This window comes from Terriglobales bacterium, assembly GCA_035651655.1.
Lineage (GTDB): Bacteria > Acidobacteriota > Terriglobia > Terriglobales > Acidobacteriaceae > DASRFG01.
In genome coordinates, this window is record DASRFG010000028.1 from 138520 (window position 1) to 151599 (window position 13080).

10 protein-coding genes and 1 tRNA gene are annotated in these 13080 nt (G+C 57.3%); all 11 read right to left on the bottom strand.

Annotation, left to right across the window (positions count from 1 at the left end):
- Positions 1 to 13: 13 nt before the first annotated feature.
- Positions 14 to 4201, bottom strand: coding sequence for a DNA-directed RNA polymerase subunit beta' (gene rpoC / locus VFA76_14335; GenBank protein ID HZR33020.1), 4188 nt, complete (start codon positions 4199 to 4201; stop codon positions 14 to 16).
- Positions 4202 to 4395: 194 nt separating this feature from the next.
- Positions 4396 to 8865 (bottom strand): DNA-directed RNA polymerase subunit beta, encoded by a 4470-nt coding sequence (rpoB, locus tag VFA76_14340; GenBank protein ID HZR33021.1) that lies wholly within the window; start codon positions 8863 to 8865, stop codon positions 4396 to 4398.
- A gap of 383 nt (positions 8866 to 9248) precedes the next feature.
- Positions 9249 to 9632, bottom strand: a complete 384-nt coding sequence (gene rplL, locus VFA76_14345; protein HZR33022.1) for a 50S ribosomal protein L7/L12 — start codon at positions 9630 to 9632, stop codon at positions 9249 to 9251.
- A 118-nt stretch (positions 9633 to 9750) separates the two neighbouring features.
- The gene (gene rplJ, locus VFA76_14350) at positions 9751 to 10299 is read right to left on the bottom strand and encodes a 50S ribosomal protein L10 (GenBank protein ID HZR33023.1); all 549 of its coding nucleotides are present in this window, start codon (positions 10297 to 10299) and stop codon (positions 9751 to 9753) included.
- Positions 10300 to 10324: 25 nt separating this feature from the next.
- On the bottom strand, positions 10325 to 11032 hold the full coding sequence (gene rplA / locus VFA76_14355; GenBank protein HZR33024.1) for a 50S ribosomal protein L1: 708 nt from the start codon (positions 11030 to 11032) through the stop codon (positions 10325 to 10327).
- Positions 11033 to 11100: 68 nt separating this feature from the next.
- Complete coding sequence (gene rplK / locus VFA76_14360) at positions 11101 to 11532, bottom strand: 50S ribosomal protein L11 (GenBank protein HZR33025.1); 432 nt, start codon at positions 11530 to 11532, stop codon at positions 11101 to 11103.
- Positions 11533 to 11583: 51 nt separating this feature from the next.
- Entirely contained in the window at positions 11584 to 12111 is a 528-nt protein-coding gene (nusG, locus tag VFA76_14365; protein HZR33026.1) for a transcription termination/antitermination protein NusG, read from the bottom strand.
- A 123-nt stretch (positions 12112 to 12234) separates the two neighbouring features.
- Positions 12235 to 12498, bottom strand: coding sequence for a preprotein translocase subunit SecE (secE, locus tag VFA76_14370; protein ID HZR33027.1), 264 nt, complete (start codon positions 12496 to 12498; stop codon positions 12235 to 12237).
- A 46-nt stretch (positions 12499 to 12544) separates the two neighbouring features.
- A tRNA-Trp gene (locus VFA76_14375) sits at positions 12545 to 12620 on the bottom strand.
- 85 nt (positions 12621 to 12705) lie between these two features.
- On the bottom strand, positions 12706 to 12858 hold the full coding sequence (rpmG, locus tag VFA76_14380) for a 50S ribosomal protein L33 (protein ID HZR33028.1): 153 nt from the start codon (positions 12856 to 12858) through the stop codon (positions 12706 to 12708).
- 11 nt (positions 12859 to 12869) lie between these two features.
- A partial coding sequence (gene tuf, locus VFA76_14385; protein ID HZR33029.1) for an elongation factor Tu occupies positions 12870 to 13080 on the bottom strand: 211 nt, incomplete at its 5' end.

Genomic DNA, 13080 nt, shown 5'->3' on the forward strand with positions numbered 1-13080 from the left:
GACTATTGGAGAGTTACTCGGCTGCAAGTTCCTCGGTCTCGCCCTCGTGGCGTAGCAGTTCAAGAGCACGCTCCGCCTCTTCGTAGGCAGCCGACACTTCCTCTTGCACCTTCTGGGCAGCTTCCTCGAGCTCCGGCGAGAGTTTTACGTTGCGATAGTACTCCATGCCGGTACCCGCGGGGATCAGCCTGCCCACGATTACGTTCTCCTTCAGGCCGCGCAGGTGGTCCACCGCACCCTGAATGGATGCTTCGGTGAGGACCCGCGTGGTCTCCTGGAAGGACGCCGCCGAGATGAACGACTCGGTGGAGAGCGACGCCTTGGTGATGCCGAGCAGCAACGGCCTTCCCGTGGCCGGCTTGCCGCCTTGCACGATCGTGCGTTCGTTCTCCTCCTGGAAGCGGAAGCGGTCCACCTGCTGTTCCAGCAGGAACTGGGTGTCGCCGACGTCTTCCACCTTGCGCCAACGCATCATCTGGCGGACGATCACCTCAATGTGCTTGTCGCTGATGTTCACGCCCTGGAGCCGGTAGACTTCCTGGATTTCGTTCACCAGGTAAGCCTGCAACTCCTTCTCGCCGAGAACGGCGAGAATGTCGTGCGGGTTCAACGGACCATCCATCAGCGGCTCGCCAGCCCGTACGCGTTCGCCTTCCTGCACGTTGATGTGCACGCCACGCGGCACGGAATACTCTTTCTCCGTACCGTTGTCGGCGGTCACATACACCTTGCGCTGGCCTTTACTGATTTCACCGAACCGCACTACACCGTCAATCTCCGTAATGACAGCGGTTTCGTGCGGCTTGCGGGCCTCGAACAACTCGACCACGCGCGGCAGACCACCGGTGATGTCTTTGGTCTTGGTGGTTTCGCGCGGGATCTTGGCCAGCACGTCGCCCGGGTAAACGGTGTCGCCATCCTGCACCATCAAGTGCGAGCGAGAAGGCATCAGGTAGCGCTTGGTGGTTTTGCCTTTGATCACGACGGCCGGCTGACGTTTCTCGTCCGGCGAATCGGTGACCACGAGGCGCGACAGGCCGGTGACCTCGTCCACTTCCTCGTGGAGAGTGACCCCTTCCTGCAGGTCTTTGAACTGCACCGTGCCACCAATTTCCGTCAGGATGGCGAAGGTGTAAGGGTCCCACTCGACCATTACCTGACCGAGCTGCACGTGATCGCCCTCTTTGACCTTTACCCGTGCGCCGTACACCACGGAGTAGCGTTCTTTCTCTCGGCCCTTCTCGTCCACGATCGCGATTGACCCGTTGCGATTCATCACCACCAGATCGCCGGCCTTGGACTGCACGGTCTGCAGATTGATGAATCGAACGCTACCACTGCTCTTTGCCTCAAGACGAGACTGCTCTGAGACTCGGGATGCAGTTCCGCCGATGTGGAAGGTACGCATGGTTAGCTGCGTGCCTGGTTCGCCGATTGACTGGGCTGCGATCACACCGACTGCCTCACCCAATTCGACCAGGCGCCCCGACGCCAGGTTGCGTCCATAGCACATGACGCAGACCCCGCGTTTGGACTCGCAAGTCAGCACCGACCGGATCTTCACCCTTTCGATACCGGCCGCCTGAATCGCCGCAGCCAGCTCTTCGGTGATGTCCTGGTTCACGTCTACGATGACGCTGCCCTCGTAGTCTTTGATCTTCTCCAACGAAACGCGACCCACAATGCGATCACGGAGCGGTTCGATGATGTCTCCTGCTTCTACGATCGAGGTCACATAAATGCCATCCACCGTGCCGCAATCGTATTCGCTGACAATCACGTCCTGCGCTACGTCAACCAACCGCCGTGTCAGGTAACCGGAATCAGCAGTCTTCAACGCTGTATCCGCCAGACCCTTACGTGCGCCGTGGGTAGAGATGAAGTACTCCAGCACGGTCAATCCTTCGCGGAAGTTGGCCGTAATCGGAGTCTCGATGATCTCGCCCGAAGGCTTGGCCATCAATCCGCGCATACCCGAAAGCTGGCGAATCTGCTGTTTCGATCCGCGGGCTCCGGAATCGGCCATGACGTAAATCGGGTTGAGGTCGCCTTCTTTATCGCGCTTTTGCATTTGTCCGAACATCTCATCCGCCACCTTTTCAGTAATGGCCGACCAGATTTCGATGACTTTGTTGTAGCGCTCACCGTTAGTGATGGCGCCGTCCAGATACTGCTGCTGAACGCTCACGCCTTGTTTTTCGGCGTCACGCACCAGCGTCTTCTTGTTGTCCGGGATCACCATGTCGTCAATGCCGATGGAGAGGCCGGCGCGAGTCGCATACTGGAACCCGAGCTGCTTAATCTCATCCAGCATCTTGACCGTGGTCTCCAGTCCAAACCGCAGATAGCAGTAGGTGACGAGTTGTCCCGTGCCCTTCTTCTTTAGGAGGCCATTCACGTAAGGCATGCCTTTGGGAAGATGGTCGTTGAGAATGGCACGGCCGACGGTCGTGTTGACGAATTGACGCTCATAGTTAACCGGCTCGGTATGGGTCACATCCTGATCGTCGTAAGCGCTGGTGAGGTCAATGACCTCGCCGCTGTGGCGCAGGCGGATGGGAGTGAGGGTTTCGACCTCACCCATTTCCAGCGCCAAAAGCACTTCTTCAATATTGGCGAAGGTGCGGCCCTCGCCCTTTGCACCGGGCTTCGACTTGGTCAGGTAATAGATTCCCAGCACCATGTCCTGAGTGGGAACGGTGATGGGCTGGCCGGATGCCGGCGAAAGAATGTTGTGCGACGCCAGCATCAAAACACTGGCTTCAATTTGTGCCTCGGGCGAAAGCGGAATGTGAACCGCCATCTGATCGCCGTCAAAGTCTGCGTTGAACGCAGTGCAGACCAAGGGATGGATCTTTATGGCTTTGCCTTCTACCAGCACCGGTTCAAACGCTTGAATACCCAGTCGGTGCAAGGTGGGAGCGCGGTTCAGCAACACGGGATGGTCTTTGATGACCTCTTCCAGGATGTCCCACACAATGGAATCCTGCTGCTCCACCATTTCCTTAGCTTGCTTGATGGTGGTGCAGTGGCCGGTCTGCTCCAGCCGGTGATAAATGAATGGCTTGAAGAGTTCCAGCGCCATCTTCTTGGGCAGTCCGCACTGATGCAGCTTCAGCTCGGGTCCGACCACGATGACCGAGCGGCCTGAATAATCCACACGTTTGCCGAGCAGGTTCTGGCGGAAGCGGCCCTGCTTACCCTTCAGTGTGTCAGAAAGCGACTTGAGCGGCCGGTTGTTGGCGCCGCGCAGAACGCGTCCACGGCGGCCATTGTCGAACAATGCATCTACGGCTTCCTGCAGCATGCGCTTTTCGTTGCGCACGATCACTTCAGGAGCGTGCAAGTCCATCAACTTCTTAAGACGGTTATTACGATTGATGACTCGGCGATACAGGTCATTCAGGTCGGAGGTCGCGAAGCGGCCGCCATCCAAAGGAACCAAGGGCCGGAGCTCCGGTGGAATCACCGGAATCACGTCCAGAATCATCCACTGCGGTTTGTTACCGCTCTTGCGGAAAGCCTCGACAACCTTGAGCCGCTTGGCATATTTCAGCCGCTTCTGCATCGAGGTTTCGTGCTTCATCTTCTCGCGCAGTTCGCCGGAGAGGTCATCCACATCAACCCGCTTCAGAAGCTCCTTGATGGCCTCGGCGCCCATCATGGCTTTGAAGCCGGTGGCGCGGAATTGCTGGTCGGTTTCGCGGAACTTGGCCTCGTCCTTGATGATCTCGCGGTCTTTCACCGGCGCATCGCCAGTGTCCACTACCACATAGGCCTCGAAATAAAGCACTGACTCGAGGTCGCGCAGAGAAATGTCCAGCAGGTGACCGATCCGGCTTGGGAGGCCCTTAAAGAACCACACGTGCGAGCAGGGAGACGCCAGCTCAATGTGGCCTAAGCGCTCGCGCCGTACTTTCGAGAGAGTGACTTCCACTCCGCACTTGTCGCAGATCACCCCGCGGTGCTTCATGCGCTTGTACTTGCCGCACAAGCATTCCCAGTCTGTCACCGGGCCGAAGATGCGGGCGCAGAACAGCCCATCGCGTTCCGGCTTGAAAGTGCGGTAATTGATGGTCTCCGGCTTTGTCACTTCACCGTGCGACCAGCTGCGGATCTTCTCCGGCGAAGCAACGCTGATGCGGATAGCATCGAAATCGGCAATGGGACTTGCTAAGTCAAATGGACTTGAGCGATACAAGGTGTTCCTCCGGTTCTGGCGGCGCTACGTCGCCGCTTGACGGCTCCTCAGAAGCAGTTGCCAGTCTCAGTTCCCGACTGACCCATATCGGCTTTGGCGTGCGAGAGCGCGTACACCAAAGTCATTTTCTAATCTTGTGTGGGCTCGGCTCCCAGTCTCAGCTCCTCAGAACTGAGACCGGGACTGAGCACCAGTTAATCGGCGGCAGCGCTGACCACTTGTTTCCTCTCCGCGACTTTGATCAGTTCTACGTCGAGGCACAGCGACTGCAACTCGCGAATCAGTACGTTGAACGACTCGGGAACGCCGGGCTCGATGGCCGCCTCGCCCTTGACGATGGCCTCATAGATCTTGGTGCGGCCGTAAACGTCGTCGGACTTGGCAGTCAGCAGCTCCTGCAATATGAATGCTGCGCCATAAGCTTCCAACGCCCAGACTTCCATTTCTCCGAAGCGCTGTCCGCCGAACTGCGCCTTGCCGCCCAGCGGCTGCTGGGTGATGAGCGAGTACGGTCCGATGGAGCGCGCGTGGATTTTGTCGTCCACCAAGTGTGAAAGTTTGAGCATGTAGATATATCCGACAGTGACGGGCTGCTCGAACTTCTCACCAGTAATGCCGTCATACAGTTCAGTTTTGCCTGATAGCGGCAAGCCTGCCTGTTCGAGCAAGGATTTGATCTCCGTCTCGCGAGAGCCATCGAATACTGGCGACGCGAAGAACGTCCCTTCGGTCATGCCCTTGGCGGCGGCTTGCAGGGTTTCGTCGTCCCACTCCGCAACCCGCTCTTCAAGCGGAGTTCCCTTGAAGATGGCCTTCAATTCGCGCTTCAGCGATTCCTCACGTGAATTGGCGGCCAGCAACTCGCTGACCTTCTTTCCGAGTTCATGACCTGCCCAGCCAAGGTGGGTTTCAAGGATCTGTCCCACGTTCATACGGCTGGGAACGCCAAGCGGATTGAGCACGATCTCCATCGGCGTACCGTCGGCCAAGTAAGGCATGTCCTCATCGGGGAGGATGCGTGCGATCACACCCTTGTTCCCGTGACGACCAGCCATCTTGTCGCCGACGCTCAGTTTGCGTTTCATGGCGATGTAAACCTTCACCAGCTTGATCACGCCTGGCGGCAGCTCATCGCCTTTTTGTAGCTTCTCTTCCTTCTCGCGCACGATCTTTTTCAAGACGTCGATCTGGCGTGAAGTCATCTCTTCGATTTCGTCTATCTGTTCGTTGACTCGCGGGTCCTTGTCCGCATACTTAATGCGCTTCAGGTTGCGAGTGGAGATGCGCTCGATAGCGTCGCGGTCCAGGATGACGCCTTTGGTGAGCAGGCGCTTGTTGGTTCGCTCATCGTGCAGGTCGGCCAGGACTTCTTTATTGCCCAGAAGATTTTCCAGGCGCTTCAGACGCTCGTCAGTGAGAATGCGGATTTCATCTGACAAGTTCTTCTCGAGTTTGGCGATCTGCTGCGCTTCAATTGCCTTCGCCCGCTCGTCCTTCTCCTGACCCTTGCGGGAGAAGATCTTGATGTCCACCACCGTGCCCTCAATTCCAGGAGGGCAGGTCAGCGAAGCGTCACGCACGTCGCCGGCTTTTTCACCGAAGATCGCGCGCAGCAACTTCTCTTCTGGCGTGAGTTGGGTTTCACCCTTGGGCGTGACCTTGCCGACGAGAATGTCGCCAGCTTTAACGGTGGCGCCGATACGGATAATTCCGCTTTCGTCCAGATCGCGCAGCGCGGTTTCGCTGACATTCGGGATGTCGCGGGTGATCTCTTCTGGTCCCAGTTTGGTGTCGCGGGCCTCGATCTCAAATTCTTCAATATGGACCGAGGTGTAGTAGTCGTCCTTGACCATTTTCTCGGAGACCAGGATTGCGTCTTCGAAGTTGTAGCCGCGCCACGGCATGAACGCCACCAGGACGTTCCGGCCCAGCGCCAGCTCGCCATGGTCGGTGCATGGTCCATCGGCAATCACCTGCCCTTTGACCACGCGTTCGCCCTTTAGGACGATCGGTTTCTGGTTAATGCAAGTGTTCTGGTTCGAGCGCTTGAACTTGGTGAGCTGGTAAATGTCGCTGCCCACCTCACGCGAGAGCTGGGTAGGATGGTGCTCACCCTCCACGCGCACAATGATGCGCTCCGAATCCACCGAATCAATGATGCCATTGCGTCTTGCCAGCACTACCGCGCCCGAGTCCCGCGCCGTAACGCCTTCCATGCCCGTGCCTACCAACGGAGCCTGTGCACGCAGCAGCGGAACTGATTGCCGCTGCATGTTGGCACCCATCAGAGCGCGGTTGGCATCGTCGTGCTCCAGGAAGGGCACCAGCGACGCTGCCACCGATACAAGTTGTTTCGGACTCACGTCGATGTAATCGACTTCCTCTCGGCTGACCAGCACGAAGTTCCCGGCCTTCCTGGCGTTGACCAGGTCAGGCACGACCTTTCCGCGGTCATCAAGTTCGACGTTCGCCTGTGCGATGACGTGACGGTCCTCCTCCCAGGCAGAGAGGTAGAACGAGAAGGGTTCAACATCGGCAGGGCGTTTGCGCCGCTCTTTCAAATCAGCGTTCGCCTTCTCGACTTCGTGCTTCTCCAGGTGATCGCCGACGTGATAATCGCTATCGCCGGCATTGAGGATAGTGACGAAATCCAGCACACGCCCATTGCGTACACGCCGATACGGCGATTCGATGAACCCGTAATCGTTGATCCGTGCATAGCAGCTCAGGGACGAGATCAGACCGATGTTGGGACCTTCCGGGGTCTCAATCGGACAGATACGCCCGTAGTGGGTGGGGTGGACGTCGCGGACTTCGAATCCGGCACGCTCACGCGAGAGACCGCCCGGCCCAAGCGCGGAAAGACGCCGCTTGTGCGTAATCTCAGAGAGCGGGTTGGTCTGGTCCATAAACTGCGAGAGCTGCGATGATCCGAAGAACTCGCGGATGGCCGCCATTACCGGCTTGGCATTCACCAAGTCGTGGGGCATGGCGGTAGACATCTCCTGGTACACGCTCATCTTTTCCTTGATGGCGCGTTCCATACGGACTAAACCGATGCGGAATTGGTTTTCCAGCAGTTCGCCGACAGCGCGAACGCGCCGGTTTCCCAGGTGATCGATATCGTCAACCGTGCCGATATTCTTGCGCAGCTTCAGCAGGTACCGAATGGTTCCGTAAAAATCTTCCGGCTCCAGAGTGCGGTTATCCAGGCTGCTGGCGTCGCCACGCTCGAAGAGCTTGATGTTGAATTTCAGGCGGCCTACGCGCGAGAAATCGTACTTGCGGGGATCGAAGAACATGCCATGGAACAGCGCGGTGGCCGTGTCCAAGGTCGGCGGATCACCAGGACGCAGTTTGCGGTAGATTTCAATCAGCGCCTCTTGCGGTGTCTTTACTGAATCGCGGCGGAGTGTCTGGCTGATTACGGTGCCTACATCGTCGCGCTCCGGGAAGAAGACGTGCAGCTCGACCACGCCGCCGCTATCCAGGATCTTCGACAGCTTGTCGGAAGTGATTTCGTTGTTAGCCTCCAGCAGGACTTCACCCGTGGTGGTATCCACGATGTCGCTGGCGGCGTAAGCCCCTTCCAGATCGGCGACATCAACTTCAATCTCGCTGATCTTGGATTTCTGGATCTCCTTCATGATCGCGGGCGTGATCTTGCGGCCGGCATGAGCAATCTCTTCGCTGCCCTTGCTGATTTTGTGCGTCAGCTTCAAACCGAGCAGGTTGGTTGGCCGCTCGATGCCAGGCTCCAGCGTCCAGAGCAGCTTTTTGTCACGCACCACAATGCGATCAACGGTGTAGAACGTCCGCAGGATGTCTTCGCTGGAGCGCAGTCCAAGGGCGCGCAAAAAGATTGTGCCCAGGAACTTACGCTTGCGATCAATGCGGACGTACAGGATGTTCTTCTGGTCGTACTCAAACTCCACCCAGGATCCGCGATAGGGAATGATCTTTCCTAGGAAGTAGCTGCGATTGTTGGCGGTCTCGAAGAACACGCCAGGGGAGCGGTGCAACTGGCTGACGATGACGCGTTCGGTGCCGTTCACGATGAACGTGCCGTTGTTGGTCATCAGCGGCACGTCGCCAAAGAAAACTTCCTGTTCCTTGATGTCGCGAATACTCTTGTTGCCGGTTTCAGCGTCCTTCTCGAAGATGGTCAGCCGCATGGTGACCTTCAGCGGCGCCGAGTAGGTCATACCGCGCTCTTCGCACTCGCTCACATCGTATTTAAGCTGCAGTCCGACGGGGTCGCCGCACTTGTTGCAGAAGTCGGGTGTATTCGCGTTGTAAGTGCCGCACTTCTGGCACAACACGTCGCCCGGGTGAAAAGGATCGGTAACGATGGTGAAGCCGCAGTTCTTACACGTGGAACGCAGGTGGTGCAGTCCCTTGAGGTGACCGCACTTGCACTCCCAGTTGCCAATGGCATAGTCCACGAACTCGAGCTTGGAGACATCCCGAAAATCGCTGATCGGGAATACGGACTGAAACACAGCCTGCAAACCGGTGTCGTCCCGTTCACTGGGAAGACGGTCCATCTGCAGAAACCGATCATAGGACCGCTTCTGGACCTCAATCAGGTTTGGAATCTGGATGGTGGTTGGAATTTTGGAAAAATCAAAGCGATAGCGAAGAGCGTTATTCTTGGTCGGCATTCTAGAAACTCCCAGTCTTCCGCGCAGCCCCGGCGGCTGCAGCAAAAAATCCGAATATGAATGGCGCCACGTTGTTGGCGTAGCCCATTTGCTAATGTATGAATCTCAAAAAAATATGGGCCCGCGAGGACGAGCTTCCCCGCAGGCGCCAAATGAGGCGCTTAACCTTACTTGAATTGTTCTTTTCCCGCGCCAGTTCTTAGGCCTGTTCCGGTCCCGCTCTCCTTCTCGGAGTTTCCGGCGCCCTCTGCACGCCGACGGCGGTGGGACATCCGCCGCTTTACTGCACGCGGTACTCGCTGGCACCGCGTTTTTTAGTGGTTCGATCCCGGAGAGCTGTTCTTAATTAGATGTTGCAACTCGCTCTCCGGCTTCAGGCTCAATTACTTCACTTCGACCGTTGCCCCAGCCTCGGTGAACTTCTTCTTAATGTTTTCAGCCTCTTCCTTCGAGACGCCTTCTTTGACGGTCTTCGGAGCGCCGTCTACCAGGTCTTTGGCTTCCTTCAGGCCGAGATTGGTGACCTCGCGTACTGCCTTGATAACATTGATCTTATTGCCGCCGACTTCCTTCAGTACGACGGTGAACTCGGTCTTTTCTTCAGCCGGAGCCGCACCCGCAGCCGCTCCCCCGCCGCCTGCCATCATCACCGGTGCGGCAGCGGCCGCTGAAACTCCGAGTCGCTCTTCAAGCTTCTTCACCAGCTGCGCCGCATCCAGCAACGACAGCCCTACGATTTGCTCTTCCAACTGCTGTAAATCCGCCATTTCAGTCTCCACTTTTCTTCAGTTTTTTGACTTCATGTGCCAGGTTCCAGTGCGCTTCGGTCTCTCCCGGCCGCGCCAGACAACGCGGTTGAGGAACACCACGCAACCCTGACAAAACTTATGCTTCGGCAGCCTCGCTGCCGGCAAACTTTTTCTCTTTCACAGCCTGATTCACAACCACTGCCAGATTGCGTCCCACCGCATTCATGGCGGTGACCAGACGCTGGGCCGGAGCGTTCATCAAGAACAGCAGCTTGGAGTAAATCTCTTCCCGCGAGGGCATCGTGGCCAAGGCCTGGATCTCTCGGATCGAGATGACCTTGCCCTCCAGCACGCCCGCTTTGAAGCTGAACTCCGGATTGTCCTTCACGTACTTGGAGAGTGCCTTGGCCAAGGCAACCGGATCGCCCTGGGTGTAAGCGATGGAGGTAACACCCTCTAACTTGCTGAGGACCTCTTCAACTTCGGTGCCCTTGGCGGCTCGTGCTGCCAGGGTGTTCTTAATCACGCGATACTTGCCCCCGGCGCCGCGGATGGTCTTGCGCAGCTCGTAATCCTGCGCCACTGTCAGCTTGGCGAAGGTGGCCACTACCGCCCCGCTCACCGTCTTGAACTCGCGGCTCAGCTCTTCAACCGCCTCGATCTTCTTCGCTCTTGAAACCGGCATGTACGATTCCTTTTCTCTTCAATCTCTAGGCTTTGGCCGCTGCTTCCAGCGCATTCGTATCAATCAGAATTCCCGGCCCCATGGTGGAGCTCAAAGTAACTCCCTTGAGGTACTTGCCCTTAGCTACCGATGGTTTTGCCTTGACCACGCTGCTGATCACGGTGCTGGCGTTTTCGACCAGCTTCTCCGGCGCAAACGAGATCTTGCCCACGGGCACGTGGACCAACGCTGTCTTGTCGGTGCGAAATTCCACTTTGCCTGCCTTCACTTCCTGGACAGCTTTTGCAACGTCGAAGGTCACCGTCCCCGTCTTCGGATTGGGCATCAACCCGCGCGGGCCGAGAACTTTACCCAGGCGGCCGACGGATTTCATCATGTCCGGGGTTGCGACCACGGCGTCGTAATCAGTCCAGTTTTCTTTCTGGATCTTTTCCACCATGTCCTCGCCGCCCACGAAATCTGCGCCTGCCTGCTCCGCCTCTTTCACCTTCTCGCCGCTGGCGATCACTAGAACTTTCTTTGATTTTCCCAGGCCATGGGGCAGAACCACGGTGCCGCGCACCATCTGGTCCGCATGCTTGGGGTCAACTCCCAGGCGCATGGTGAGCTCGACCGTTTCGTCGAACTTGGCATACTTCACCTTCTGCAGCAGAGGAACTGCCTCTTGCAGGTTGTAGGCGCGGTTTTCAACTGCCGCCCGCGCTTTAGCTATGTTTTTGCCTTCTTTGCTCATCTCACCCCTCGTCTCCCACCGCGCACGCTAAAACTGTGAACCGTGGTGTTTCGACTTCCAAATTTCACTTAGCCGACTACGTCAATCCCCATAGAGCGCGCTGTTCCCTTGACACTCTTGATAGCAGAGCCTATCGACGCAGCATTCAGGTCGGGCATTTTCTGCCTGGCGATCTCCTCCACTTGCTTCTCCGTCACCTTGCCGACTTTTTCTTTGTTCGGCGTACCGGAGCCCTTGGCAATCCCAGCCGCCCGCTTCAATAGGATGGAGGCCGGCGGTGTCTTGGTAATGAACGTGAACGAACGGTCGTTGTACACCGATACCACAACCGGGATGATCAGCCCGTCCAGTTCCTTGGCGTTAGTGCGGGCATTGAACTGTTTGCAGAACTCCATAATGTTGATCTGCGCCTGCCCCAATGCCGGACCGACCGGAGGGGCCGGAGTCGCTTTGCCCGCCGCGATCTGCAGCTTTACTTGTCCCGTTACTTTTTTAGCCATGAGTGCGTATCTCGCTTTTTGTCCAGCCGAAACTAGAAACTCGAAACTGTGTTATGCGACCTTCTCGACCTGGCCGAACTCCAGCTCCACCGGGGTTGCGCGGCCGAAGATCGTGACCATTACCTTCAGCGTCTCGCGGTCTTCATTGACTTCATCCACCACGCCTGTAAAGCTGGCAAACGGGCCTTCGGTGATGCGCACCGACTCGTTCTTCTCAAACTTGACCTTCAGCTTGGGCTTGTCCTTGCCCTCGGCCACGCGGTACACAATCTGGTTGACCTCGTCCGCCGAAAGCGGCGTGGGCTGCTGGCCCGTGCCTACAAATCCGGTAACCCGAGGAGTGGACTTCACCACATGCCAAACGTGGTCGTCCATGTCCATTTCCACCAGCACGTATCCCGGATAGAACATACGTTCGGTGGTGTACTTTTTCCCGCCGCGCACTTCGGTGACCGGCTCGGTGGGGATGAGCACTCGTCCAATCTTCTCTTGCAGACCAAAGGCCTGGACCCGCGACTCCAGAGATTCCTTCACCTTGCGCTCGAAACCGGAATAGGAGTGGATGATGTACCACTTCATATTCGGGTTTACGGGTGGCTCTACTGCTGGTAATCCCGCAGCGCCATCGGCTGCGACGCCGCTGGCTTCCGGCTGGCCTTCGCTCTTAGTCTCTTCTTCCATCTTCGTCTTCAAAACAGCCCCTTACCGGTGCGCAAAATAACGGATCAGCCGATCAATTCCCGTCCCAATGATGTTGTCCACGGCCCAGAAATACAGCCCAAACAGGAACACCGTAATGATCACAACCGTCGTAGTGGCGCGCACCTCTTTCAAGGAGGGCGTCGTCACTTTCTTCATCTCGGTGCGGACGTCGCGGTAGAAGCCCTTTATGCGTTGCGGCCAGTACTTTATCCGCCCACCCAAACCCTCGTCGCTGCCCACCTGAATCGCTGCTGTCTTTGCCATTACTGTCCTGCGTCCTTCTTTTCCCCGCCGTTTACAGCTCCTAAACTGGCAGGGGCGGAGGGATTCGAACCCCCAAGTCCGGTTTTGGAGACCGGCAGTTTAGCCGTTGAGCTTACGCCCCTGTGAATTCCCGTAATTGAGCAGTTCAAAATCGGATGTCAGGCGCTGCTTACAATTACCCGATTCGGCAATTACGAACTTCCCCAATTACTTCACTTCCTTGTGCGCTGTGTGCTTCCGGCAACGACGGCAGAACTTGCTGAATTCCAGCCGGTCCGTCGTCGTCTTTCGGTTCTTGGTGGTCGAATAGTTGCGTTCCTTGCACGTCCCGCACTGTAAAGTCACAATTTCACGAGGCATCGCTTACTCCCTTATTTCAAAATCTCCGAAATGGTGCCTGCGCCCACGGTGTGTCCGCCTTCGCGGATGGCGAAACGCAGTCCCTTCTCCATCGCCACCGGAGTGATCAGCTCGATGGCCAGGCTGACGTTGTCTCCCGGCATCACCATCTCCGTTCCCCCGGGCAGCTCCGCCACTCCCGTCACGTCCGTGGTGCGGAAGTAGAACTGCGGCCGGTAGCCC